This is a genomic window from Nonomuraea sp. NPDC052265, assembly GCF_044547985.1.
Lineage (GTDB): Bacteria > Actinomycetota > Actinomycetes > Streptosporangiales > Streptosporangiaceae > Nonomuraea.
In genome coordinates this window covers 332199-356055 of the sequence record NZ_JBIUBJ010000008.1, presented here as the reverse complement: position 1 = coordinate 356055, position 23857 = coordinate 332199, and the positions used below count along the sequence as shown (strand labels likewise).

31 protein-coding genes are annotated in these 23857 nt (G+C 70.8%); 24 read left to right on the top strand and 7 right to left on the bottom strand.

Going from position 1 to position 23857, the window contains the following annotated elements; genetic code table 11:
- Positions 1–306: 306 nt before the first annotated feature.
- Positions 307–1287, bottom strand: coding sequence for a tryptophan--tRNA ligase (gene trpS, locus ACIHAD_RS25620; RefSeq protein ID WP_397357146.1), 981 nt, complete (start codon positions 1285–1287; stop codon positions 307–309).
- A 305-nt stretch (positions 1288–1592) separates the two neighbouring features.
- Between trpS and ACIHAD_RS25615 the strand changes: the two genes are divergently transcribed.
- The 3 genes from ACIHAD_RS25615 (at position 1593) to ACIHAD_RS25605 (ending at position 4700) form a co-directional block, all read left to right on the top strand.
- The gene (locus tag ACIHAD_RS25615) at positions 1593–2054 is read left to right on the top strand and encodes a hypothetical protein (protein WP_397357145.1); all 462 of its coding nucleotides are present in this window, start codon (positions 1593–1595) and stop codon (positions 2052–2054) included.
- Between the two features lie 60 nt (positions 2055–2114).
- A complete protein-coding gene (locus ACIHAD_RS25610) occupies positions 2115–3002 on the top strand; it encodes a permease-like cell division protein FtsX (RefSeq protein WP_397357144.1) in 888 nt (295 codons plus the stop codon).
- Positions 3003–3368: 366 nt separating this feature from the next.
- On the top strand, positions 3369–4700 hold the full coding sequence (locus tag ACIHAD_RS25605; RefSeq protein ID WP_397357143.1) for an MATE family efflux transporter: 1332 nt from the start codon (positions 3369–3371) through the stop codon (positions 4698–4700).
- Between the two features lie 18 nt (positions 4701–4718).
- Here the strand turns inward: ACIHAD_RS25605 and ACIHAD_RS25600 are convergent, their stop codons facing one another.
- On the bottom strand, positions 4719–5315 hold the full coding sequence (locus ACIHAD_RS25600; protein WP_397357142.1) for a hypothetical protein: 597 nt from the start codon (positions 5313–5315) through the stop codon (positions 4719–4721).
- An 85-nt stretch (positions 5316–5400) separates the two neighbouring features.
- On the opposite strand from ACIHAD_RS25600, the gene ACIHAD_RS25595 reads away from it, so the two are divergent.
- Together ACIHAD_RS25595 and ACIHAD_RS25590 are read left to right on the top strand one after the other, a co-directional pair.
- Positions 5401–6054 (top strand): HNH endonuclease family protein, encoded by a 654-nt coding sequence (locus ACIHAD_RS25595; protein WP_397357141.1) that lies wholly within the window; start codon positions 5401–5403, stop codon positions 6052–6054.
- Between the two features lie 43 nt (positions 6055–6097).
- The gene (locus ACIHAD_RS25590; RefSeq protein WP_397357140.1) at positions 6098–6502 is read left to right on the top strand and encodes a hypothetical protein; all 405 of its coding nucleotides are present in this window, start codon (positions 6098–6100) and stop codon (positions 6500–6502) included.
- A 34-nt stretch (positions 6503–6536) separates the two neighbouring features.
- Here ACIHAD_RS25590 and ACIHAD_RS25585 read toward each other — a convergent pair whose 3' ends face one another.
- On the bottom strand, positions 6537–7358 hold the full coding sequence (locus tag ACIHAD_RS25585; RefSeq protein ID WP_397357139.1) for an alpha/beta fold hydrolase: 822 nt from the start codon (positions 7356–7358) through the stop codon (positions 6537–6539).
- A 61-nt stretch (positions 7359–7419) separates the two neighbouring features.
- Here ACIHAD_RS25585 and ACIHAD_RS25580 point away from each other — a divergent pair, with 61 nt between their 5' ends.
- Together ACIHAD_RS25580 and ACIHAD_RS25575 are read left to right on the top strand one after the other, a co-directional pair.
- Positions 7420–7908 (top strand): MarR family winged helix-turn-helix transcriptional regulator, encoded by a 489-nt coding sequence (locus ACIHAD_RS25580; protein WP_397357138.1) that lies wholly within the window; start codon positions 7420–7422, stop codon positions 7906–7908.
- Positions 7905–8435, top strand: coding sequence for a flavoprotein (locus ACIHAD_RS25575; RefSeq protein WP_397357137.1), 531 nt, complete (start codon positions 7905–7907; stop codon positions 8433–8435). The genes ACIHAD_RS25580 and ACIHAD_RS25575 overlap by 4 nt, the downstream gene beginning before the upstream one ends.
- A 46-nt stretch (positions 8436–8481) precedes the next feature.
- Here the strand turns inward: ACIHAD_RS25575 and ACIHAD_RS25570 are convergent, their stop codons facing one another.
- Positions 8482–8706, bottom strand: a complete 225-nt coding sequence (locus ACIHAD_RS25570; RefSeq protein ID WP_397357136.1) for a helix-turn-helix domain-containing protein — start codon at positions 8704–8706, stop codon at positions 8482–8484.
- On the opposite strand from ACIHAD_RS25570, the gene ACIHAD_RS25565 reads away from it, so the two are divergent.
- The 14 genes from ACIHAD_RS25565 (at position 8693) to ACIHAD_RS25500 (ending at position 19029) form a co-directional block, all read left to right on the top strand.
- Positions 8693–9118 (top strand): DUF6010 family protein, encoded by a 426-nt coding sequence (locus ACIHAD_RS25565; RefSeq protein WP_397357135.1) that lies wholly within the window; start codon positions 8693–8695, stop codon positions 9116–9118. The genes ACIHAD_RS25570 and ACIHAD_RS25565 overlap by 14 nt on opposite strands.
- Before the next feature lie 36 nt (positions 9119–9154).
- Positions 9155–10954, top strand: coding sequence for a flavin-containing monooxygenase (locus tag ACIHAD_RS25560; protein WP_397357134.1), 1800 nt, complete (start codon positions 9155–9157; stop codon positions 10952–10954).
- Between the two features lie 127 nt (positions 10955–11081).
- Positions 11082–11351, top strand: coding sequence for a hypothetical protein (locus ACIHAD_RS25555; protein WP_397357132.1), 270 nt, complete (start codon positions 11082–11084; stop codon positions 11349–11351).
- On the top strand, positions 11344–11958 hold the full coding sequence (locus ACIHAD_RS25550) for a DUF6879 family protein (protein WP_397357131.1): 615 nt from the start codon (positions 11344–11346) through the stop codon (positions 11956–11958). Before ACIHAD_RS25555 ends, ACIHAD_RS25550 begins: the two co-directional genes overlap by 8 nt.
- A 4-nt stretch (positions 11959–11962) precedes the next feature.
- The gene (locus ACIHAD_RS25545) at positions 11963–12682 is read left to right on the top strand and encodes a DUF6082 family protein (protein ID WP_397357130.1); all 720 of its coding nucleotides are present in this window, start codon (positions 11963–11965) and stop codon (positions 12680–12682) included.
- A gap of 11 nt (positions 12683–12693) precedes the next feature.
- Positions 12694–13083 (top strand): hypothetical protein, encoded by a 390-nt coding sequence (locus ACIHAD_RS25540; RefSeq protein WP_397357129.1) that lies wholly within the window; start codon positions 12694–12696, stop codon positions 13081–13083.
- A gap of 44 nt (positions 13084–13127) precedes the next feature.
- Positions 13128–13745 (top strand): TetR/AcrR family transcriptional regulator, encoded by a 618-nt coding sequence (locus ACIHAD_RS25535; protein ID WP_397357128.1) that lies wholly within the window; start codon positions 13128–13130, stop codon positions 13743–13745.
- Positions 13742–14158 carry an acyl-CoA thioesterase gene (locus tag ACIHAD_RS25530; protein ID WP_397357126.1) on the top strand — a complete coding sequence of 139 codons (417 nt, stop codon included), beginning with the start codon at positions 13742–13744 and terminating at the stop codon, positions 14156–14158. The genes ACIHAD_RS25535 and ACIHAD_RS25530 overlap by 4 nt, the downstream gene beginning before the upstream one ends.
- A 61-nt stretch (positions 14159–14219) precedes the next feature.
- Positions 14220–15380: a sensor histidine kinase gene (locus tag ACIHAD_RS25525; protein ID WP_397357125.1), complete on the top strand. Its 1161-nt coding sequence runs from the start codon at positions 14220–14222 to the stop codon at positions 15378–15380.
- Positions 15368–16009 carry a response regulator gene (locus tag ACIHAD_RS25520; RefSeq protein WP_397357123.1) on the top strand — a complete coding sequence of 214 codons (642 nt, stop codon included), beginning with the start codon at positions 15368–15370 and terminating at the stop codon, positions 16007–16009. Before ACIHAD_RS25525 ends, ACIHAD_RS25520 begins: the two co-directional genes overlap by 13 nt.
- Before the next feature lie 34 nt (positions 16010–16043).
- Positions 16044–16838, top strand: coding sequence for an MBL fold metallo-hydrolase (locus ACIHAD_RS25515; RefSeq protein WP_397357122.1), 795 nt, complete (start codon positions 16044–16046; stop codon positions 16836–16838).
- Positions 16839–16873: 35 nt separating this feature from the next.
- Positions 16874–17446: a PadR family transcriptional regulator gene (locus ACIHAD_RS25510; protein WP_397357120.1), complete on the top strand. Its 573-nt coding sequence runs from the start codon at positions 16874–16876 to the stop codon at positions 17444–17446.
- A gap of 114 nt (positions 17447–17560) precedes the next feature.
- On the top strand, positions 17561–17938 hold the full coding sequence (locus ACIHAD_RS25505; RefSeq protein ID WP_397357119.1) for an SgcJ/EcaC family oxidoreductase: 378 nt from the start codon (positions 17561–17563) through the stop codon (positions 17936–17938).
- A gap of 125 nt (positions 17939–18063) precedes the next feature.
- On the top strand, positions 18064–19029 hold the full coding sequence (locus ACIHAD_RS25500; RefSeq protein WP_397357117.1) for a GNAT family N-acetyltransferase: 966 nt from the start codon (positions 18064–18066) through the stop codon (positions 19027–19029).
- Here ACIHAD_RS25500 and ACIHAD_RS25495 read toward each other — a convergent pair.
- Together ACIHAD_RS25495 and ACIHAD_RS25490 are read right to left on the bottom strand one after the other, a co-directional pair.
- On the bottom strand, positions 19016–20365 hold the full coding sequence (locus ACIHAD_RS25495) for an ATP-binding protein (protein ID WP_397357116.1): 1350 nt from the start codon (positions 20363–20365) through the stop codon (positions 19016–19018). The two genes, ACIHAD_RS25500 and ACIHAD_RS25495, sit on opposite strands and share 14 nt — an antisense overlap.
- On the bottom strand, positions 20362–21033 hold the full coding sequence (locus ACIHAD_RS25490; RefSeq protein WP_397357114.1) for a response regulator transcription factor: 672 nt from the start codon (positions 21031–21033) through the stop codon (positions 20362–20364). The genes ACIHAD_RS25495 and ACIHAD_RS25490 overlap by 4 nt, the downstream gene beginning before the upstream one ends.
- 124 nt (positions 21034–21157) lie before the next feature.
- On the opposite strand from ACIHAD_RS25490, the gene ACIHAD_RS25485 reads away from it, so the two are divergent.
- Positions 21158–21628, top strand: coding sequence for a hypothetical protein (locus tag ACIHAD_RS25485; protein ID WP_397357113.1), 471 nt, complete (start codon positions 21158–21160; stop codon positions 21626–21628).
- A 504-nt stretch (positions 21629–22132) separates the two neighbouring features.
- Positions 22133–22297: a hypothetical protein gene (locus ACIHAD_RS25480; RefSeq protein WP_397357112.1), complete on the top strand. Its 165-nt coding sequence runs from the start codon at positions 22133–22135 to the stop codon at positions 22295–22297.
- A 266-nt stretch (positions 22298–22563) separates the two neighbouring features.
- Here the strand turns inward: ACIHAD_RS25480 and ACIHAD_RS25475 are convergent, their stop codons facing one another.
- The gene (locus ACIHAD_RS25475) at positions 22564–23001 is read right to left on the bottom strand and encodes a hypothetical protein (RefSeq protein WP_397357111.1); all 438 of its coding nucleotides are present in this window, start codon (positions 22999–23001) and stop codon (positions 22564–22566) included.
- A 219-nt stretch (positions 23002–23220) separates the two neighbouring features.
- On the opposite strand from ACIHAD_RS25475, the gene ACIHAD_RS25470 reads away from it, so the two are divergent.
- On the top strand, positions 23221–23757 hold the full coding sequence (locus ACIHAD_RS25470; RefSeq protein WP_397357110.1) for a peptidylprolyl isomerase: 537 nt from the start codon (positions 23221–23223) through the stop codon (positions 23755–23757).
- Positions 23758–23857: the final 100 nt, after the last annotated feature.

Below are 23857 nucleotides of genomic sequence, written 5' to 3'. Positions count from 1 at the left end.
GCGCCTTGCAGGCAGGAGGCAGCAGGTCTTGGCTCCGTCCCAGGTGAAGGGTTCACCTCCTCCCGACGGGCATGCCTGTGCGATCGCGAAGTGCAGCTACTGGCTCGGCGAGGTAGCACGGCAACGGGCGAGTCCACGATCACACTGGACGTCCCGATGACTGGCGATCGGCCGGATGCGGGAAGGCTTTCACGGGTCCGACGTCCTGATCGGCGGATGAGCTCTTGCCTTGGAGCGGAGGCCGGTGTTCGGCCGCCTCCGGAGTGGGCCGGAGGCGGGCCTGGTGTGCAGGTGGTGGCGTCGCAGTCAGGCGGGGAGCAGGCCGATGGCTGCCTTGGTCTGGCGGATCTTGGCGCCGGCCAGGTCACGGGCTCGTTCGGCGCCGGACCGCAGGGCCTTCTGGACGTGGCCGGGGTCCTCAGACAGGTACAGGTAGCGGTCGCGGATGGGGGCGAGGGTGGCCACCACCGCGTCGGCCACTGCTTCCTTGAGTTCGCCGTAGCGGTCGAACCGGGACGCCAGGTCCTCGGGGGCGCGGTCGGTGCAGGCGGCCAGGATGGACAGGAGGTTCGAGACGCCGGGTTTGCGGTCGGGGTCGTAGGCGATCGTGCTGTCCGCGTCGGTGACGGCGCGCATCACCTTGCGCCGGAGCACGTCGGGGTCGTCGAGCAGGCGCAGGACGCCGCCCGGCGTGGCGGCTGACTTGCTCATCTTGTCGGTGGGGGAGGCCAGGTCCATGAGCCGGGCGGCCACCGGCGGATTGACCGTCGTGGGGATGGTGAAGACGGGGGCGTATCGGGTGTTGAACCGCTGGGCGACGGTCCTGGCCAGTTCGACGTGCTGGCGCTGGTCCTCGCCGACGGGAACTTCGTCGGTGTCGTACAGCAGGATGTCGGCGGCCATGAGGATCGGGTAGGTCAACAGGGACATGCGGACCTGCTGCTGGCGGCTGGACTTCTCCTTGAACTGGATCATCCGCTGGGCCTCGCCGTAGCCCGTGGTGCATTCCAGCAGGTAGTGCAGTTCGGTGTGCTCCGGGACGTGTGACTGGACGAGGAACAGACAGGACTCCGGGTCCGTGCCGGCGGCGAGCAGCAGGGTGGCGAATTCCAGGGTTCGCCGGTGTACCTGGGTGGGGTCGTGGTCCAGGGTGAGCGCGTGCAGGTCGGAGATGAAGACGACGGTGTCCGTGGTGGTCTGTTCGGCGATGATCGGGGCGATGGCGCCGAAGTAGTTGCCGAGGTGCAGGTCGCCGGACGGCGTGAATCCTGTGAGACGTCGTGGCATCGGTGGAGCTCCCTCAGGTCGGGAGCCGCCTCTCGTCCTGGGCCGGCCGAGGTACGAGGACACCAACGGGCCGCCCGGGACTGGGCGGCCGCTTGGTTGGGTCTGCGCGGATGAGCAGTGCCGCCCTGTTAGGGGCGCCACCAGCCGAGAAATGAATGGGTCATCCGCATGACGCATACCGTACCACTCGGTTTGGAGGGGATGCGTACACGGGTTGGCGGCTTTTGGGGGTGATGGGAAAGTCCTGGCGGTTCGGCTGCGTGTTTGGTGGCATTTTGGTGGATTGGTCCGGAATTATGGCGCCTATGGCGATGCTCCGGTTGTCGGCGATCGGCTTTCTTGCCGGTGTCGTGGCGTGGCCGTTCCTTTGGCTGCCGCTGCGTGGCGACGGCTTTCAGCACGCGCGGCTCGCAGCGCTGATGGCGCTGGAGATGGGGCAGTTCGTCACCGTACCGGTCGCGCTGGTGGTGGGGTTCGTGCTCGCGGCGAGAGGGGTGTGGGCGCGTACTCCCGGCCATCTGCTGGGGGCCGTCACGGTCGCCTTCGGAATCCTCGTCGCCACTCAGGCGTGGGCCATGGGCGAATGGGCCGGCGGACGGCCGGCCGGGATAGGTGATCCGGACGGCGAGAGCGCCTTGGCTTTTCTGGCGACCATCTCAGGGGCGATGACGACGGTCGTCGGCCTGGCCATCGTCCTGCTGCGATGGGCCGGTTATGATTCCCGAACCGCGCCGGTACGTCAGCGGCGTGCGCGCAGGCGCAGGTGAACGAATTCTGTCTCGTCCCGAATTTCGGTTCCCGGGCTGATTCGTAGAGCGAGAAGTTCGGTGAAGCGCTGGTTGTGGCGGGTGCTGGTCGCGTTCGTCGTGGTGTTCTCAGGAATGGCGGGGCAGGCGGCGGCCGAGGCGGGGCCCGGTCATGAGGGTGGTGTCGGTGAGGATTCGGAGATCGCGGTCTTCTTGTGCACGCCGTCCTCGTCGAGGTGCGACAAGCGGTATGCGACGGCGAGGCAGCGGCGGGATGTCGAGGCGTTTCTGAAGAGCACACCCGAGGTGACCGAGGTGCGGTTCGTGAGCCGGGCGGCGGCGTACGCGAGGTTCCGGCGGGAGTACGCCGATCAGAAGAAGTTGCTCGCCGAGGTACGGGCCGAGGACATGCCGGATTCGTTCCGGGTACGGGTCTCCGGGGTGGCCGATCGGGCGCGCATTGTCGCCGTGGCGAATTCGCGGCGGGGTGTGGGGCTGGTCATCGACCAGGTGGAGGGTGATGCCGTGGCCATGTCGTCGCGGAACGCGGAGGTCTCCGTGTTTCTCTGCATGAAGGATTCGTTCATCAAAGAGTGCCGGCACGGTCGGGGCAGGGCGAACAAAGCGGCGGCCACGGCCAAGGAGAAGAAGGCCGTCGTGGCCGTCATCGAGCGTTTTCCCGGGCTCGTGTCATATGAGTACGAGGATCAGAAGGCGGCGTATCAGAATTTCGTCGAGGAGTACGCGGACAACGAGACGCTCGTCGCGGCCACCAGAGTGTCGGACATGCCTGAGTCGTATCGGGTTTCGGTTCGGCCGGAGGTGAATCGGAGACCATGGCGTCACCGGCTGGCGGGTATGCCCGGGGTGAGCCAGGTGTTCGACCGCGAGTGCCTTCTCCAAGGGGTGAGGCTCTTGTCGGAATACGGGCTTGAGGACCTCGCGTCCCGAACCAGGACATGCGGGTAGCGGGTAGCCGCCGAGGCGATCAGGGCGGTCGGCGCACAGAGTGATTGTGGCTGTTCGAGCGTTTCGTTCAAGACCGGCGGGTGGCGCGCGGCCGAGACTGCGGTCATGTCTCAACAGACCTTCACCCCCGCCCTCGGACGCCTGAGGTTCACCCGCCTGTACGACCCGGTCCTCGCCCTGACACGCGGAGCAGCGGCAGCGACGTAGACCGGCTCAATCTGCGTCTACGTCGCCACTCACCGATGAAGAAGCGGCTCGTCACCTGTCACCTCCCTGCCGTTGCGATGGTCCATCGTGTCGGAAACAGGGCGGACGGATATCCCGCAGCTATTGCGAATAACTCGCAACAGCGAAAGACTCGCACATATGTTCAAGGGCACCCCACCCGGAGAAGCGGGCCAGGCGACGTCCCCCCTCCGCCAGATACTCACCCTCGCCCTCCCCGCCCTGGGCGTCCTGGCCGCCGAGCCGCTCTACCTGCTGGTCAACACCGCCGTGGTCGGTCATCTGGGGGCGATCCCGCTGGCCGGGCTCTCGGTGGGCGCGATCGTGCTGGCGCAGATCGCCACCCAGATGACGTTCCTGTCCTTCAGCACGACCGCCCGCGCCGCCCGGCTGCACGGCGCGGGCCGCAGGGCCGACGCCGTGGCGGAGGGTGTGCAGGCGACATGGCTCGGCGCGGTCGCAGGGCTGATCCTGGCCGGGATCGGGCAAGTGGCCGCCGCACCCGTCGCCCGCCTGCTCGCCGACGACGAGCAGGTCGCCGCCGCGGCGGTGGGCTGGCTGCGGATCGCCCTGCTCGGCGCCCCGATGATCCTGATCACGATGGCGGGCAACGGCTGGCTGCGCGGCGTGCAGGACCTGCGGCGTCCGCTCCGCTACGTCCTGGTCGGCAACGGGATCTCCGCGGCGCTGTGCCCGATGCTGGTGCACGGGCTCGGCTGGGGGCTCGACGGCTCGGCGGTCGCCAACGTGGCCGGGCAACTGGTCTCCGCAGCTCTGTTCGTCCGGGCCCTGCGGGCGGAGAGGGCGGCGTTGGCACCCGTCCCGGCCGCGATGCGTGCCCAGCTCGGGGTCGCGCGTGACGTGGTGCTGCTCGGGCTGGCGTTCCAGGCGTGCTGGGTGTCGGCGACGGCGGTGGCGGCGCACACCTCGCCGGCCGCGTCCGGCGCGCACCAGGTGGTGTTCCAGCTGTGGATGTTCCTGGCGTTCGTGCTGGACGCGCTCGCGATCGCCGCCCAGGCGCTGGTCGGCACCGCCCTCGGCGCGGGCGAGGCCGGGCGGGCGCGGCGGCTGGCCCGGCAGGTGACCGGCTGCGGCCTGGTCTTCGGTACGTTGCTCGGCCTGGGGTTCGCGGGGCTGGCCGGCGTCCTGCCCCGCGTGTTCACCTCGGACGCCACGGTGCTGGCCGAGATGGACGGCATCTGGTGGTTCTTCGTCGCCTTGCAGCCGATCGGCGGCGTCGTGTTCGCTCTGGACGGCGTGCTGCTCGGCGCCGGCGACGTGGCGTACCTGCGGACGGCGACGGCGGCCGGGGCGGTGCTCGGGTTCCTGCCGGTGGTGTGGGCCTCGCTGCGGTTCGGGTGGGGGCTGGCGGGGATCTGGACAGGGTTGTCGGTGTTCCTGCTGGTACGGATGATCACCCTGCTGGCCAGGCTGCGGTCGGGCCGCTGGGCGGTGGTCGGCGCCGTACGATGAGCCCCCGGACCCGCCGGATCAGCTCCACGTGGCGCGCTTGAGCACCCCGGCCAGCCCGTAGGTGTTCCAGGCGTCCACCACCAGGATCCTGGACTGCGGCAGGAACCACTCCCGCTCGGTCCACTTCGAGGTCGTGCGGCCGGTGTCGTTCGTCACGCAGCGGTTCGGCCAGGTCGTGTACTTCGCCTTGTGCCCGGCGCCCATCGGCCGCAGCCCCCGGTAGGAGGCCCTCTCGCCGGGGTACCAGCTCAGGTTGGAGTTGAACGGGCACGGGATCACCCCGCTGAACGGATGGAACTGCTCCTTGCCCGTGTACGTGAAGGAACCGCCGCCGACCGGCACGTTCGTGTACTCCTTGGGCCCGAAGATCCAGAAGCTCTCGCAGTCGGGGGCGAACGGCTCCGGCTTCTTGCACAACAACCCGGTCACCACCACGACGTGGTCGCGCGACCGGTGCACCTGCCAGTCGGCGGGGATCCGCAGGGTCATGCCGCGGAAGAAGAGCGTCCTGACCTGCCCGGCGAGAGAGGTGGAGGAGGCCGAAGCGGCGGACGCGGTCGCGGGCGGCACGGCGGCCGCGGCCAGGACGGCGAGGAGCAGAAGACTTCTTCTCATGGTTCGGGAAGGTACGCACCTCCACTTGCGGAGGGCTGGCCATCCACTTGGAGGACGTCCGCCGTGTGTGGGTATGGGGTAAAGCATGATCTTCCTGAGACGGGCCGTCCTGATGGCCGTCCTCGCCTTCCTGGTCATCCCGATCGCCGAGGTCGCCGCCGCCCCGCGGCCGGCCGCGGCGCAGTCCCGTGCCGACGCGCAGGCCGGTGCGGCGCGGGCCCGCCGCATGCTGGCCCAGCTCCGCGTCGCCAGGCCCTTATCGCTGCGCGGCTACACCCATCGCCGGTTCCAGCCTCGGTGGGGACGTCACAAAGGAAGGTGCGACGTGCGGGAGACCGTCCTGTCCCGCGACGGGCGGCGGGTGCGCAGGAACGCCGCCTGCCACCCGGTGAAGGGCGTCTGGTACAGCCCGTACGACGGCAGGCGGTTGAAGAGCGAGCGCCTGGTGGACGTCGACCACGTCGTGCCGCTGGCCTACGCCTGGCGCTCCGGCGCCAAGAGGTGGAGCCAGGCGCGGCGGCGGGCCTTCGCCAACGACCTCACCCGTCCTGAGCTGGTCACCGTCAGCCATTCCGCCAACATCGCCAAGGGCGGGCAGGGGCCGCAGAGCTGGCGTCCGCGCCGCCGCGCCTACTGGTGCCGCTACGCGACCTCATGGATCACCGTGAAACACCATTACCGGCTGTTCGTGACGCGCAGCGAGCGCGTGGCGCTGTCCAACATGCTCCGCACCTGCTGACCGTGCGGCAGGGGTGCTCCCGACCGGCGGTTGGATGGGGTGCATGACTGCTCACGAGGTGGCCAGGAGGCTGCCCGACATCCCGGTGCTGCGTGACCTCTGCCGATCGACGGCGGTGCTGGAGGCCGTCCTGAGCCCGGAATGGGAGTACCGCCGCCGCTCCTTCGACGCCCACTGGAGCCCGGGCGCGGAGATGGCCTCCTGGCGGAACGGGTCCGGCGACGACTACGCGATCGTCTTCTCGCCGGAGGGCGCCTACGTCCGCGCCTTCGACCACGAGTCCGAGATGAGCCCGTACGTGAACGACGGGCCGTGGCCCGGGGTGCTCGACTCGGTCCCGGACGTCTTCCTCGACTGCGTGCGGGAGCCCGCGTTCCGCGACGAGGACGGCCTGCCGCTGGTGACCGCCTGCCTCTGGCGCGAGAGCGGCGACGGGGAGTGGCACTAAGCCGGGCGCCGTCAGAAGGTCCGGGCGGCCGCGTTCACGCCTGCCCGGCGAGCACCGCCTTGATCGTCTCCGCCGTCGCTCGCGGAAAGGCGGTGTTGCCGTTGTGCCCGCCCGGCAGCGTGACCGGCTCGGTGCCGAGCAGCTCCGCCAGCGCGAGCGCGCACCGGTAGGTGTGCACCGAAGGCCGGGTGGTACGTCCGATCGCCGGGATCACCCGCGTGCCGGTGTGCGCCAGCTCCGCCGGGGCGAGGTCGTCCTCCATGACCGCGGTGAACTCCGTCCCGATGAAGAACCCGAAGTTGGCCTGCCGCCTGGCCGTGAGCGGCTGCGAGGTGAGCCCTTCCTCGGTCTCGTCGTGGGCCGGGTCGATGCCGAGGTGCCGGGTGATCGCGGGGAGGGCCGCCGCCAGTCCGCCGGACGCGTACGCCCGCTGGATGGCCGTCAGCTCGCCCACGTGCTCGGCCCGGTCGGCCGCGGGCAGCAGGTTCGGCGTCACGGGCTCGTGCGCGACCAGGGTGCCGAGCACGCCGGGGTGCCGCGCCGCGACCTGGAGGCCGATCGCGCCTCCCATGCTGAACCCGGCCATCAGGGCGGGCCCGTCGGCGACCTCGGCGAGCAGCCGCGCGACGTCCTCGGCGTGGTCGGCCATGGTGACGGGCGGCGCGGCGGGGTCGAGGGTGCTGCGCGACAGGCCGCGCCGGTCGTAGGTGACGACCGTGAAGGCGTCGGCCAGGAGCGGCACGAGGTCGGCGGTGCGGTCGGCGTCGCCCTCGCCGCTCTGCGACAGCAGCAGGACGGGACCGCTGCCCTCGACCTGGAAGTGGAGGGTGGCGCCGGGCACGGGAAGCGCGTTCATGGGGGTCTCCTCTACAAAAAGCATCTAAATCGATGCATCGATATAGATGTATCATGTCCCCATGAACGCAGTCGAACTGTTCCTCCTCGGCCGCACCCTCATGAAGATCGGCGAGCAGGCGATGCCCCAGCCGAAGGGCGACGGCCCACGGGGCTCGGTCCGTACGGTGCTCGTGGTCCTCGGGGACGTGGTCGCCCATCCCGGCACGACGGTCAGCGAGATCGCGGCGCGGACCGGTCTGCCGCAGAGCCAGGTGTCCACGGCCGTCGCGCGGCTGGAGTCCACCGGGTCCGTCGAGGGCGTGCCCGACGCGGCCGACCGGCGGCGGCGGCTCATCCGTCCCGCCGAGGCGCCCTCCGCCCGGGTCGCCGAGGTCAGGGCCGCCACGATCGACGACGCCCTCGCCGCCGCACTCCCCGACCCGGGCCCCGAGGCGGTCGGCGAGGTCACCGCGGCCCTGGCGGTGCTGGCCCGCCACCTCACGCCGGAGGTCGCCGCCCGCGTACGCGCCGTCGACGCGGCGGCTACCGCCGTACGATCTCAACCGTGACCGCCTCCGGCAGGACCCTCTACGTCATCGTGTGCGCGGCCGGCCCGGCCGGCGACGTCGCCAGGCTCGTCGGCCCGGCCCAGGACGAGGGCTGGGTCGTCCAGGTCGTCGCCACGCCGTCGGCGCTCGACTTCATCGACGTGCCGGAGCTGGAGCGCCTGACCGGACGCCCGGTCCGCAGCCGCTACCGCAAGCCGCACGAGCCCAGGCCGCCCAGGGCCGACGCGATCGTCGTCGCCCCGGCCACGTACAACACGATCAACAAGTTCGCCATGGGCGTCGCCGACACCTACGCGCTGGGGCTGCTGGCCGAGGCTCCGGGGCTGGGCATCCCCGTGGTCGTCCTGCCGTTCGTCAACAGCGCGCTCGCCGCCCGCGCGCCCTTCCTGCGCAGCGTCGAGGAGCTGCGGTCGGAGGGGGTGCGCGTCCTGATCGGCCCGGGGCAGTTCGAGCCGCACGCCCCGAGCGCGGCCGACGGCAACGACACCTACGTCTGGGAGAGCGCGCTCACGGCGCTGCGTCCGTAGCGGGAGGGTCCGCTCACGGCGCTGCGTCCGTAGCGGGACGGCGCGCTCACGGCGCCGCGTCCGTTGCGAGGGGGCGGAAGGAGGCGCGGTAGGACTGCGGCGGCACGCCGACGACCCGCTTGAACCGCTCACGGAAGGCGGTGGCCGAGCCGAACCCGGCCTGCGCGGCGATCCGCTCCACGCCGTGGTCGGTGGCCTCCAGGCCGTGCGGCCCGCCTAGCCTGGCGGCGTTCCCCGCAACCGGCAGGAAGTACCCCATGTCCATCCTCATGCCGATCCTCATCGGCCTGGTCGCCGTCTCCCTCGTCTCCCTGATCCCCGAGCCGCACGGCCGTCGCGCCAACGCCGTGCTGGTGGCCGGCGCGGGCGCCGCCTACCTGAGCGGCGGCGGCCTCGGCTACTGGGAGTTCCTGTTGCCGGTCGTGATGACCTACGTCGCCTACCGCGGGCTGGAGAGCTGGACGTTCATCGGGATCGGCTGGCTGCTGCACACCGCCTGGGACGTGCTGCACCACCTCCAGGGCAGCCCGCTGCTGACCTTCGCCGCGGACTCCTCCTTCGGCTGCGCCGTCTGCGACCCGGTGATCGCGCTGTGGTGCTTCGCGGGCGGCCCGCCGGTCCTCGGCCGGCTGCGCGCCCGCTTCTCCCGCCCGCGGCCCTTGTCGAACGAGATTCGCGAATGACATTCTGGAATTCGGAATCCCGTCCCCGGAGGACGCATGGACAAAGAAGCCCTCCGTCGCAAATACCTCGAAGAGCGCGACAAGCGGCTGCGCCCGGACGGCAACGACCAGTACGTCCGCCTCACCGGCCGCTTCGCCCACTACCTCGACGACCCGTACACGCCGAGGGCCGAGCGCGACCCGAAGAGCGACCACGTGACGGTGGCCTTCGTCGGCGGAGGGTTCGCCGGGCTCGTCACCGGCGCCCGGCTCAAGGAGGCCGGGATCGACGACGTGCGGATCGTCGAGAAGGGCGGCGACTTCGGCGGCACCTGGTACTGGAACCGCTACCCGGGAGCCCAGTGCGACACCGCGTCGTTCGTGTACATGCCGCTCCTGGAGGAGACCGGCCACATGCCGACGGAGAAGTACGCGCACGCCCCCGAGATCCTCGAACACTGCCGCCGCATCGGCAAGCACTACGGCCTGTACGACGACGCCCTCTTCCACACCGAGGTCCAGGACCTGGAGTGGGACGCGTCCCGGTCGCGCTGGACCGTCCGCACGAACCGCGGCGACGCCTTCACCGCCCGGTTCGTGGTCATGGGGATCGGCCCGCTGCACGTGCCCAAACTCCCCGGCATCCCGGGCATCGACGACTTTCGCGGGCATTCGTTCCACACCAGCCGATGGGACTACGACTACACCGGCGGCGACCCCACGGGCGCGCCCATGGACCGGCTGGCGGACAAACGCGTCGCGGTCATCGGCACGGGCGCGACGGCCGTCCAGTGCGTGCCGCACCTGGCCCGCGCCTGCGCCGAGCTGTACGTGTTCCAGCGCACCCCCTCCTCGGTGGACGTACGCGACAACCGGCCCACCGACCCCGCCTGGTTCGCCGGGATCGCCACCCCGGGCTGGCAGCAGCGCTGGCTGGAGAACTTCACCGGCAACCAGACCGGCGGCCTGACCGGCGAGGACCTGGTGATGGACGGCTGGACCGACATCGCCCGCCGGGTCCGCGCCCGCATCGCGGCCCTCCCGCCCGAGGACCTGACCCCGGAGAAGATGGCGCAGGCGTACGAGGACTCCGACTTCGAGAAGATGGAGGAGATCCGGGCCCGCGTCGACGCGATCGTCGGCGACCGGGAGACCGCCGCGAAGCTCAAGGCCTGGTACGGCCAGCTCTGCAAGCGTCCCTGCTTCCACGACGAGTACCTGCAGTCCTTCAACGTGCCCGGAACCTACCTCGTGGACACCGACGGCAAGGGCGTGGAGCGCGTCACCGAGCGCGGCGTGGTGGTCGCGGGCGTCGAGTACGAGGTCGACTGCGTCATCTACGCCTCCGGCTTCGAGGTGACCACCGACTACACCCGGCGCGCGGGCTACGAGCTGACCGGCCGCGACGGCGTCCGGCTCACCGACCACTGGGCGGACGGCATGCGCACCCTGCACGGCATCCACGTGCACGGCTTCCCGAACGCCTTCGTCGTCCAGCCCACGCAGGGCGCGAACCTCATCTCCAACATCCCGCACAACCTCACCGAGGCCGCCCGCACGATCGCCATGACCGTCCGCCACGCGCTCGACCACGGCTTCGACGAGATCGAGGTGACCGAGGAGGCCGAGGACGCCTGGATCGAGCTGCTGCTGTCCGGCCCCGGGAGCATCCTCGGCGCCTCCGCCGACTGCACACCCGGCTACTACAACAACGAGGGCCGCGACCCCGGCAGGAAAGGCCGCCTGAACATCGGCCACCCGCAGGGCGCAATGGCGTACTTCGCGTATATCGACGGATGGCGCACGTCGGGAACGTTCGAGGGGCTGGAGTTCCGCAAGCGCGCGGAGGGAGAATGACCCGATCGTCCCCCTGGAAGCATTACTGCCTTCCCGGTGAATTCACTCTTCCGTGACGGGACATTGTCGGTCATCGTATTCGATGTCACACTCATGCGTAACGCCACCAGGGAAAAGGGGTTTTGCCGTGGCGCGTCCATGGGAAGCTGACGTATCGGCCGAGCTGCGACGACGTCTGGGGAGGTCGGCCCTTGAGCTGGGCGATACCACGGCAAGTCCCTCATGTCCTGATATCTGGGAGCTGTCCAACGGCGATATCGCGGTAATCGGACGCGACCTTACGGAGAGTTACCGGAGCCGGCTGCCCGCGGGGGTTAGTATTGCCCGTGACGAACGCCTGGTCGTCATTCCCCGCAAGATGCTCGTAGCCGCCAAGCCGGATATCCCTGATGCTTAGAAACGTCGCTGCGGCGAAGTCCCAGCTCCTCACGCCTGACGAGTATTTCTCGGATTTCTGGCCGTACTTTCGCGGGCTCGAACGGGTGTTCTGGAAGCTGGAGACGCGCCAGAACTATCGCGAGCCCGACGAGCCGAGCTGGCTGGCCCTCGACGCCGGCGACTGGGGCGAGGCGATCCGGCTCATCGACGAACGACGGCAGGAGATCCAGCGACCGCTGCGCGAGGCGGGGGAGTTCGCGATGCGGCGCGTCCGGCTCGTCGAGCGGCCCTTCAGCCGTTACCTGCAGTGGGAGCTCTACTACATCCGCCTGCGGGCCCTGGCCGGCGAGCACATCCGCGTACTGGAGGCCGACGGCCTGCCGGCGCTCGGCTTCCCCCAGGCGCTGCCCGAAGTGGTCATCCTCGACTCGACGGTCATGTACGAGGTGCTCTACAACCAGGACGGCACACTGACCGGAGCGCGCAAGATCCTCGACCGGTCGTTGATCGAGAGCTGCGGAGACGACATGGAGAAGCTCTTCGGCCAGGGGGCGGAGCTCATTCCGTACATGACCGCCGAACGCGACGTCCTTCCTCCGCCCCTGCGTCACTCGGCCACGTTCTAGCCCGGTGAACAGGCGGTCGTTCGGGCGCTATTGGGTGACCATCCTGCTCCTGCTGTCGGTCGTCGCCGCAGCCGGCCTGGTCGTCGCCTCCCCCTTCTTCCTGGCCGCGCTGGGGCGCAGCCGCGGCGACTGGTCGGTGCTCGGCGACATCGGCCAGACGTACGGCGCTGCCTCCGCCATCCTGGCCGTCCTCGCGCTCATCGGCGTGGCGTTCTCGCTCGTGCTCCAGGCCAGGGAGGCCAAGTCCGCCAGGGAGCAGGCGCTGCGCACACTGCACGGCGACCTGATGAAGATGGCGATGGACGACCCCGTCTACCGGGCGTGCTGGGGGGCGTTCTTCGCCTCCGGCGACGAGGAGGGCCAGCGGGCCCACCTGTACGTGAACATGATCCTCAACCACTGGCTGCTGATGTGGGAGCTGCGCTCGATCACCGAGGCGCACCTGCGGGAGGTCGCCGCGACCGTGCTCGCCGGGCCGATCGGGGGCGGGTTCTGGAGGCAGGTGAGGGCGTTGCGGATGACGAGCGCCGGGTCGCGCAGGGAGCGCCGGTTCAACCTGATCATCGACGACGTCTACTCGGAGGTGACCGAAGGCGGAGCGGCGGCGCCCGTGGTGGCGGCGCCCCGCCGGGGAGGTTCCGTGGCGGTGCGGGTCGGGGTGGTGCTCGCGCTGGTTGTGGTCGTTCGGCGTATTTTGCGGAGGTTCGTCGGGGATCGGCACTAGTTTCGTGCACCATGAGCTACGACCTGTACTTCGGCTCGGAGGACGACGAGCCGCGCCCGCCGGACCTGGTGGCCTGGAACAACGTCGTCACCCAGGCCCGCGCGCTCCTCGGCGACGTGAAGATCTTCGAGGACCCGCCCAACTGGGACCTCGAACACGAGGGCACCGGCATCTCCGTGAACCACTGGGAGGGTGGCTGGGGGATCAGCGTGCCCTACTGGTGGCACGGTGACGCCGCGAGCCGGGTCGTGGACCTGATGTACCAGGTGGCGCGGATCGTCGAGCGGGAGTCGGGGCTCGACGGCAGCGATCCCCAGCTCGGCCGGTCGCTGGCGGAGGCGGACGCGGCCGAGGTGGTCCATATGTTCGACTCGGTCGCGGTGCGCTACGGGAGGAGCTGACCCTCTCAATCTGAACGATCGGTCGTTAATGTATGCTGGGCGACATGGCCGACGTGAAGGAAGACGGTCGCCGGGCGCGCGGGCAGCGCAGCCGCGAGGCGATCCTCGAACGGGCCGTGTCGCTGGCCTCGGTGCACGGCCTGGAAGGGCTGACCCTGGGCCGGCTGGCCGAAGCCGTCGGGGTCAGCAAATCCGGATTTTTCGCCCACTGGCGCGACAAGGAACAGCTCCAGCTCGACACCGTCGAATGGGCCGTCCGCCAGTGGACGGACGAGATCATCAAGCCCGCGCTCAAGGCCCCGCCCGGCGTGGCCCGCGTCCTGGCCCTGCACGAGGCCCGCCTGAGTTTCTACGAGAACGGCGTGCTCCCCGGCGGGTGCTTCTTCTACACCGCGCAGGCCGAGTTCGACGACCGTCCCGGCCCGGTCAGGGACCGGGTGGCCGAGGCGGCGGCCGACTGGCTCACGTTCATCGAGCGGCTGGTGCGCGAGGCGGTCGAGCTGGGCCAGCTGCCGCCGGAGACCGACCCGGCGCAGCTCGCGTACGAGATCGACGCCCTAGGGGAGGCCGTGGTCACCCACACCCGCCTGCTCGGCAGGGGCGACGCCGCCTACGGGCGGGCCCGCCGTGCCGTCCACGACCGACTGAAGGAGCTCTTGTGACCCAGACCCGACCCGCCCAGGTGCACTTCGACGACCTCGACGCGATGGGCCTGCTGCACAACTCGCGCTACGCCCTGCTGGTCGAGCGCGCCATCTCCGCCTACTGGGCCGAGCAGGGCTGGAGCTTCGACCCGGCGATCTCCAAGTTCAAGGACCTCTACCTGGCCGTACGCGAGTTCAAGATCACCTACAACGTGCCGGTCATGGGCGCGGGCCAGGTGCTGGTCGACTTCTGGATCGACCGCATGGGCCGGACCAGCGGCGTGTACGGCTTCCGCGTCCTGTCCGAGGACCGCTCCGTCGTGCACGCCGAGGGTTACCGCGTGAACGTCAACATCGACCCGCAGACCTTCCGGCCCACGCCGTTCAGCGCGGAGCTGCGTACGGCCGCCGAGCCGCTGATGGTGGGCTGAGCCGCCGAGGGTAGACCCTGCACTACTGCGTGCCGTTCCCGTCGCCGGATACGGTCATCGGGTGGCAAACAGGACCGCGCTCGAAGCGCTCACGCAGCGCCCGCCCGCCTTCCTCCGGTCGGCCTGGCCGTGGCGGTGCGTGGCGTACCTGCTGGGCAGCGTGGTCCCGGGCGCGGCCGTCGGCCTCGGCGTCACGGTGGTCGGGCTCGCCGGGCCGCCGGTGAGCCTGCTGCTGGTGCCGGTGCTGCTGGCGCCGGCCGTGCCGCTGATCGCCCGGTTCGAACGCGTGCGGCTGCGCCTGGTGGACACCGTGCCGCTGCCGCCGGTGCCCGACCGGCGCCGGCGGGAGGCCGGGGTCGCGGTCATGACGGTGTTCGCGATGTGGTGGATCGACCTGGTCATGCTGGGGTTCACCGTCGGGGGGCCGGTGCTGCTGATCCTGTCGCCCGTGGTGCAGCCGGAGGCCGTCCCGGCCGTCGGGGCCGTGGCGAGCGTGGCGGGGGTGCTGCTGCTGCCGGTGGCGGCGTACACGATCACGGCGTGGGGCGGGGCGCGCGGCGCGATGGTCCGGGCGGTGCTCGCGCCCGCCGGGTCGGAGCTGGGCGAGGTCATGCGGTCGCGGGCGCGCCTGGTGGACGCGTTCGAGACCGAGCGCCGCAGGATCGAGCGGGACCTGCACGACGGCGCGCAGCAGCGGCTGGTCGCGCTGTCGATGACGCTCGGCGTCGCCAGGCTGGACGTGCCCGACGACTCGCCCATGGCCCGGACGCTCGACCTGGCGCACGACGAGGCCAGGCAGGCGCTGGCCGAGCTGCGCGAGCTGATCAGGGGCGTGCATTCGCAGGTGCTGACCGACCGGGGGCTGGGCGCGGCGGTCCGTGACGTCGCCGGACGCTCGCCCGTGCCCGTGGACGTGGACGTCGACGGGCTGGGCCGGCTGCCCGCGCCGGTCGAGGTCACCGCGTACTACGTGGTCACCGAGGCGCTGGCGAACGTGGCCAGGCACAGCCGAGCCACCAGAGCCGCGGTCACCGCCCGGACGGCGGCCCGCACGCTGGCCGTCGAGGTGCGCGACGACGGCGTGGGCGGCGCCGACCCGGCCAGGGGGACCGGGCTGACCGGCCTGGCCGACAGGCTAGCCGTGGTGGAGGGAAGATTGTCGGTGTCCAGCCCGCCGGGCGGCCCGACCCTGGTGAGAGTGGAGATCCCGTGCGCGTCGTGATCGCGGAAGATGCCGTGCTGCTCCGCGAGGGGCTGGCCGGGTTGCTCGAACGCTTCGGCCACACCGTGGCGGCCTCGGTCGGCGACGCGGACGCCCTGGTCGCGGCGGTCGCCGAGCACCGCCCCGACGCCGTGGTGACCGACGTGCGGATGCCCCCGAACTTCACCGACGAGGGCCTGCGCGCCGCGCTCGCCCTGCGCCGCAGCCACCCCGCGCCGGCCGTGCTCGTGCTCAGCCAGTACGTCGAGCAGACGTACGCGGCCGAGCTGTTGGAGTCCGGCGACAGCGCGGGCGTCGGCTACCTGCTGAAGGACCGCATCGGCGACGTGCGCGAGTTCGTGGACGCGCTCGACCGGGTGGCCGCGAGCGGCACGGTCGTGGACCCGGAGGTGGTGCGCCAGCTCCTGCGGCGGCGGCGCGACCCGCTGGCCCGGCTCACCCCGCGCGAGCAGCAGGTGCTCGGCCTGATCGCCGAGGGCCGCGCGAACGCCTCGATCGCCAGGGAGCTGGTCGTCACCGAGGCCGCCGTGGCCAAGCACATCGCCGGCATCTTCACCAAGCTCGACCTGCCGCCGGAGTCCGACGGGCACCGCCGGGTCCTGGCCGTGCTCGCCTACCTTCAGGGATGACCGGCAGGAAGTCCGAAAAGTAAGGTTCGTTGGCATGAACGAGCGGTGGCAGGAGGTCGGCGACCGGGTCTACGTGCGCCGCCATGAGTCCTTCGACATGAACACGGGCCTGATCGTGGGCGACGGGCACTGTCTGGTGCTCGACACCCGCAGCTCCCACCGGGAGGCGGCCGACCTGATCGACGCGATCAGGACGATCACCGGCCATCCGTGGACGGTGGTGAACAGTCACTCGCATTTCGACCACTACTTCGGCAACGCCCTCTTCCGTCCCGCCGAGATCTGGAGCCACGTCCGGTGCGCCGAGGAGATCGACGTCTACGGCGAGCAGCACCGCGCGAACGTCGTGGAACGGCGGCCCGACCGCCGCGCGGAGATGGAGGAGATCGCCATCGTGCCGCCCGACCACACCTTCACCGCCTCGGCCAGCCTCGACATCGGCGGGCGCATGGTGCACCTGCAGCATTTCGGGCTCGGGCACAGCAGCAACGACATCGTCCTGCACGTGCCGGACGCCGGCGTGGTGTTCGCCGGTGACCTGGTCGAGGAGGGCGCGCCGCCGGCGTTCGGCGACTCCTACCCGCTCGACTGGCCGGTCACGACGGCCGCGATGCTCGACGCGCTGCCCGAGCAGGTGTTCGTGCCGGGGCACGGCGCGGTGGTCGGCCGGGCGTTCGTCCAGGAGCAGCAGGCCGAGCTGGCGCTGGTGGCGGAGCTGGCCGCGAAGGCCCACGTGGAGGGGCTGCGCGACTCGATCACGCGGTTCCCGTACCCGGAGGAGGTGGCGCGGCAGGCGATCGAGCGGGCCTTCCTCCAGCTCGACGGGTAGGCTATATTGCACATTGCAATATAGGGGGAGGCAACATGGCACAACGCAAGGGCCTGGTCGACCTGACCGTGCTCGCCCTGCTCACGGTGCACCCGAGCCACCCCTACGAGCTCCACCGCTTCATCATCGACACGCACAAGGACTACATCACCGGCCTGCCGCGCAGCCTCTACCACGCGGTCGAGCGGCTGGCCAGGGACGAGCTGATCGTCCCCGCCAAGACCGACCGCGAGGGCCGCCGGCCCGAACGCACGGTCTACGAGATCACCGACGAGGGCCGCCAGGAGCTGGTCACCCGGCTCCGGCGGCTGCTGGAGCAGCCCGACCCCGACCGGCGCGCCTTCGTGGCGGCCATCTCGCTGATCGGCTGCCTGCCGCTGTCCGAGGCCCAGCGGGCGCTGCGCGCCCGCGCCGCCACGCTCGAAGGCACGCTCGCCGGGATGGAAGGGCACATCAAGGCCATGAACGACAGTGGCCTGCCGGAGATCCTCATGCTGGAGGTCGAGTGCGAGCAGGCGCTGCACGCCGCCGAGCTCGCCTGGATCAGGAGGCTTCTCGACCGGCTCGACCGGGGCGAGCTCGCCTGGACGAGCACGGCCGAGGGGTGAGAGAAGGGCCGCCGGGGTGCGCCAACACCCCGGCGGCCGACATCCGAACACGGCGCCTGCCCTGCCCGGACGCGCGACTCCCAGGATAGGCGCCGCGACGAAAGGAGCTGTGCCATGTCCGAAGACATCACCCGCCTGGTGGAGCGGATGACGGAGACCTGGAACGCCGGCGACTCCGCCGGCTACGCCGGCCTGTTCACCGAGGACGCCGACTACATCACGTTCTTCGGCCTGCACCTCAAGGGCAGGAAGGCGATCGAGGAGACCCACCGCGCGCTGTTCAGGACCTCCGTCAAGCTCGCCGAGGGCGGCCCCGCGCCGATCGTCAGGCCGCTGACCGGCGACGTCGCGCTGGTGATCGCGGGCGGCAACTCGTCGGTCGACGGCGTGCCCGACCCGAGCAGGCAGTCCGTCATCACGCTGACCGCGCTGCGCACGCCGGAGGGCTGGCGGTTCGCCTCCTTCCAGAACAGCCGGGTGAGCAGGCCATGAGGAAACGGCCGAGGTGGCCGGGATGATCGCCCGCGTGGAGCACCGCGTCCACGACGTGACCGAGCGGATCGCGGGGATGGGAAAACGATTGGGGGGCTTCACCGGGCTGGCCTAGGCTGCTGGCCATGAGCCTGGCGTGGGAACCGCTGACCCCTGACGACACCGAGGCGCTCGCCGACCTCCTGGCCGCGATCGAGGCCGAGGACCGCACCGGCGAGGTCCACGACCTCGACGACGTCAGGGAGCAGCTCGGCCACCGCCTGATCGACCTGGCCGCGGGCACGCTCGCGGCCAGGGAGGGCGGCAGGATCGTCGCCTACGGTTACCTACCGGTCCGGCAGTCCGCCACCGACACCCACGTCATGCGGCTGTCGGGCGGCGTGCACCCGGGCCATCGCGGGCGCGGGCTGGGCCGGCGGATCGTCGACTGGAGCCTGGCCGTGGCGCCGGGGCTGAGCGAGAGGGCCTTCCCGGGCGTCCCGCCGGAGATCCATCTGTACGTGCCCGACACCAACCTCGGGTTGAAGGCGCTGGCGGAGGGGGCCGGTTTCGCCGCCAACCGGTGGTTCGCCCACATGGGACGGTCGTTGGCGGGCGACCTGCCGGACTTCACGCCGCCCGCCGGGGTGTCCGTCGCCCCTTGGTCGCCCGAGCTGGACGAGGGCGCCCGCCACGTACGCAACGAGGCGTTCCTCGACCACTGGGGCAGCGTCCCGCACACCCCCGAGAGCTGGCAGGACTACATCGTCGGCTCCCGGAACTTCCTGCCGGAGTCGTCGTTCGTGGCCCTGCACGGCGGGCGGCCGGTGGGCGCGCTCATCACCCACACCTTCGAGGGCTACAACGAGCAGGCCGGCCGGCGCCGGGCCTGGATCCAGATCATCGGCACGCTCCGGGAGTGGCGCGGCAAGGGCGTGGCCAGCGCGCTGATCGCGCACGCCCTGGCCGCCTTCCGCGCGCAGGGGTTCGACACGGCCGGGCTGGGCGTCGACGCCGACAACCCCACGGGAGCCGTCAGCGTCTACTCCCGCTCCGGCTTCGAGATCTTCGAGCGCAGCACGAACTACGCCCTGACCGTCAAGACGGACTGAGCGCCCCCTCCGCGAGGGGGAACCGGGCCACGAACCCGGTGTCCGTGTACGTCAGCGTGCCGCCGTGCAGATGGGCGATGTCCCTGGCGATGGGCAGGCCGAGCCCCGCGCCGCCGGCGTCCCTCGCACGGGCCTCGTCCAGGCGGGTGAAGCGGCCGAAGACGGCCTCGCGCTGGTCCGGCGGGATCCCGGGGCCGTCGTCCTGCACTTCGAGCACGGCCTGGTCCTCCTCGGCGCGCACCCGTACGCGTACGGCCGAGGCGGCGTGCCGTACGGCGTTGTCGGCCAGGTTGGTGACCAGCCGGTCGAGGTGGGCGCGGGAGCCGTTCAGCACCACGTCGGGCTCGATGTCCAGCTCCACCCGGACCTCGGGCCGCCGCCTGGCGCGCAGCGACTCCTCGGCCGCCACCTGACCCAGGTCCAGCTCACCGGTGCGCAGCGGCTCGCCGGCGTCCAGCTTGGCCAGCATGAGCAGGTCGGCGGCCAGCGCCTGCAGGCGTTCGACGTCGGCCAGCGCCTCGCGGGTGAGCTCGCTCTGCTCGGCCAGTTCGAGCCGGGCCCGCAGGGTGGCGATGGGGCTGCGCAGCTCGTGCGCGGCGTCGGCGACGAACCGCTTGTGCCGGCCCACGGCCGTCTCCAGGCGGTCGAGGGTGCCGTTCACGGTGGTGGCCAGGGCCGCGATCTCGTCCTTGGAACCCGGCACCGGCACCCGCTGGTGCAGGTCGCGGGCCGTGATGTCGGCCACCTTGGCTCTGATCCCGGCCACGGGGGCCAGCGCGCGGCCCACGGAGAACCAGGTCATGCCGGCCACCACCAGCAGCAGCGCGGGCACGCCGGGCAGCAGCGCGCCGTAGAGGGCCTCGACGGCCTTCTGCACGCCGTCCAGGGAGACCCGCGACCAGAGCGTGGCCGGGCCGGTCGGCGTGCTCACCTGTAGGCCAGCGACGGCGTAGTTCGCCGGCTGCGCCCACAGGGCGGGCGAGCCGGTGGCCCGGCCGGCCAGGACGAGGTCGGGATCGGCGAGCCGGACCACGGACGCGTCGTCCACCAGGATCTCGCTCGCCTGGACGGTGGTCGTCCTCGCCGCCGGCGTCACCCCCTCGGGCGTGATCGGCACCGTCTCCGCGTACGGCACCGCCGCCGCGGCCCGCCTGGCCGCCTCCTCGCCCGCGTTGCCCTCCAGCGTGCCGCGCAACGCCATGACCAGCACCAGGGCGGCGACGCCGAGCGCCAGGGCCACCACCAGCGTCGCCGCTACGGTGGCCCGCAGCCGCACCGACGACAGCCCGGCCGACACCCGGCCCCAGCTCAGCCGCCCATCGAGCAGAGCCCTCACACCGCCTCCAACCGGTAGCCGGCCCCCCGGACGGTCACCAGCGTCGTCCGGCCGAACGGCAGGTCGATCTTCCTGCGCAGGGCGCTGATGTAGACCTCGACGATGTTCGGGTCGCCGTCGTAGGAGAAGTCCCACGCCTGGGCCAGCAGCTCGCCCTTGGAGACCACCTCCCCGGGCCGGCGGGCGAGCGCGTGCAGCACCGCGAACTCCTTCGGCGTCAGGGCGATCTCCACCCCGTCCCTGCGGCAACGCAGGCCGGCCGGATCGACCACCAGGTCGCCGACCGTGATCGTCACCGGCCGCTCGGTGCCGCCGCGCCGCACCAGGGCGCGCAGCCGGGCCAGCAGCACCACGTACGAGAACGGCTTGGCCAGGTAGTCGTCGGCGCCGTTGTCGAGCGACTCGGCCTCGTCGTAGACGCCGTCCTTGGCGGTGAGCATCATGATCGGGGTCCAGTCGCCGGCCTCGCGCAGCCGGGAGCAGACCGTGTAGCCGTTCATCCTGGGCAGCATCACGTCCAGGACGATCACGTCGTAGGCGTTCTCGGTCGCCATCCACAGGCCGTCGCGCCCGTCGTGGGCCACGTCGACGGCGAAGCCCTCGCCCGCCAGCCCGCCCTTGATCAGGCCGGCCAGCCGTTCCTCGTCCTCCACCAGCAGCACTCGCACGACGTCCAGAGTGCCTGAGCGAACCTAAAGCCAACCTGAAGATCATTTAGGGCGCGTTCAGGGTCGCTTCAGGTGCGGGCGAGCACGATCGGGGCGTTCGGATGGATTCCACTGAGGAGAATGCATGTTCAAGCGACGTCTCGCGGTCCTCGGCACGGTGGGGGTGCTCGCGCTCGCGGTCCTGGGCGGCTCCGCCCTGGCCGACGGAACCCCCGCTCCCGACGTAACCGTCGCCGTCACCACGGCCGCGATGTCCTGCCGGACGCCGGACGGCAAGGAGATCAAGGCCGTCGACAGCGTGGCGGCCCGAGTGTTCGTCGCCCGCGACGAGAACGGGGAGCCGAAGGAGGGTGCGCCGGCGCCCGGCGCCGAGCAGGGCCTCATGATCGAGATCTCCCCGTTGGCCGGGACCGAGGCCGCGCCCACCGCCCCGGCCGCTCCCGAAGCCGCGCCGAGCGCCACCCTCCCCGAGGGCGAGATGGTACGGGCCGTCCCCGCGCTGCCCGCGACCGAGCTTCCTCCGGGCGCCGTGAACGCGGACGACCTCGGCAAGGTCGTCCACATCGTCTGCGCGCCGGCGAAGCCCGCCGAGTAGGTCTATCCCGGGGAACGACGGGTGCGGACCCAAGGCCCAGTACTCGTACAGGCCGTGGCCGACGAGCCCGTCGTACTCGAAGCGGCCGACGGCGTCGACCAGGCCCCACATCCTGGCGGCGTCGTCGGGCAGCCGGTACGTCACTCCCTGCACGACCGGCCCCGGCCCCTGGTACATGCCGTGCCTCCAGTCCGGCTCCGGCCCGTAACCGGTGCCGACCATGAGGTGGACCGGCAGCACCGGCGTGCAGCGCACCTCGAACGGCTTGCCGCCCGGCGGCGCGAAGGCGATCACCGCCTCCACGACGTCCCGGGTGCCCGGGGCGTAGACCGGGCGGTAGTCCGGCCGGCCGAGGTACTCCTCCTCGGTGATGCTGCCCGACCAGCGGCCGGTCTGGGCGAGCCGGACCGAGTCGAACATGACCCGCTCCTGCCACCTCAGGAAGTGGCGGGGTTCGAGGGTCGCCGGGATCGTCCCTTCCCAGTCGAGCTCGAAGGACAGGCCATGCTCGTTCGGCTCCAGGTTCACGCGGAGCCGCTTGAGCCCTTCGAGGACCTCGACGCGGAAGGGGCCGATCCGGGTGTTCAGCCGGTCGGGGCCCAGCTCGCGCGAGGCCCGTACGACGCGGTGCAGGTCGCCGTGCCGTACGCAGGCGAAGGCGTCGGTTGACGCCGAGGTTGGGGTACTGGCCGAGGCCGACGATCAGCATGAGCTCGTCGGTGCCGGCGTGGCAGTTGAAGTAGTAGCGGTCGTAGAAGTTGCGGTCGGAGGTGGCGACGTGCCGCATGACCTGGGCGGTCTGGTGCACGGGGTGATCATCGAGCGGTGACAGCGCCATGCTCGGGTTTGTAGCAAGCGCTTGGTGAGTCGACAACGGCCGGAACGCGAAGCGCGCCCCCGCTCTCAGGAGAGCGGGGGCGCGCTTACGAGCCGGATCAGGGCATGTTGCGAGATGCCTGGTCCGTCTTGTTCTGCACGTTGGACGCCATCCGGTCCGCCGACTGCGCGGACCTGTCCGCCTTCTCGCTGACCCAGCGTGACGCATCGGAGGCAGAGTCCTTCATGTGCTCGGTCCACTGCTGGGCGTTGCGACGGTAGGCCATGTAGCCGATCGCGCCGACCGCAAGACCGGTCAGCAACACCATCGTCGGCCACCGCCGTGACCGGGACGGTTTCGGGTCGATTCGCTTGGCCGCCGCCGTCAGCATCCTGCTGACCTTGGGAGCGACCTGATCCTCGAACCCGTGCGCCGCGGCGTCAAGCCGAGGCGCCGCCCAGTAACGGGCGTCTTCGATGCGCTGTGCGGTGGCCACCTTGGCCTGGTCCGCCATTGGCGCCATGCGATGGCCGGTCTTGACGGCCTGGGCCTTCATTCGGCCCATCCACGTGGCGGGTACCTCTATTACCACGCGGCGTCTCTTCAGTGTCAGGGACACGACAACCTCCCCTGTCGTTGGGGCCCCGCGCTTGACCTTCCCTGGACAAGGCGGCTCAATCATGGCGGTCCATGGGAGGATGGCCGAGGAGGCCGAACGGCCATATTCCTCAGAACATCACAAACAACCCTGTACATAGAGGGGGGCAGCTGTCTCGTGGCTGAGAAGCTGATCGCTAACCTGAAGACCAATCGCGGCGATGTCAAGGTGGAGCTTTTCCCGAACCAGGCGCCGAAGACGGTCCGGAACTTCGTGGAGCTCGCCGAGGGCACCCGTGAGTGGACGCATCCCGAATCGGGTGAGAAGAGCACCGCACGCTACTACGACGGAACCATTTTCCACCGGGTCATCTCCGGCTTCATGATCCAGGGCGGTGACCCGCTCGGCCAGGGCATCGGCGGCCCCGGCTACGAGTTCGACGACGAGATCCACCCGGATCTCTACTTCAACCGGCCCTACCTGCTGGCCATGGCCAACGCGGGCGTCCGCTTCGGCAAGGGCACCAACGGCTCGCAGTTCTTCATCACGGTCGTGCCCACGCCGCACCTCAACGGCAAGCACACGATCTTCGGTGAGGTCGTCGAGGGCAAGGAGGTCATCGACGCCATCGCCAAGACCGACACCGACCGGCGCGACCGGCCCGTCCAGGACGTCGTCCTGGAGTCGGTCACCATCGAGCGCGTGCAAGGCTGAGGCATCCCTGACGGGGGGCGGGCCACCCTCGGGTCCCGCCCTCTGGGGAAGCTCCCGAACCCCTGATCGACGGCACACAGCTGGGTCTGGTACGTCATAG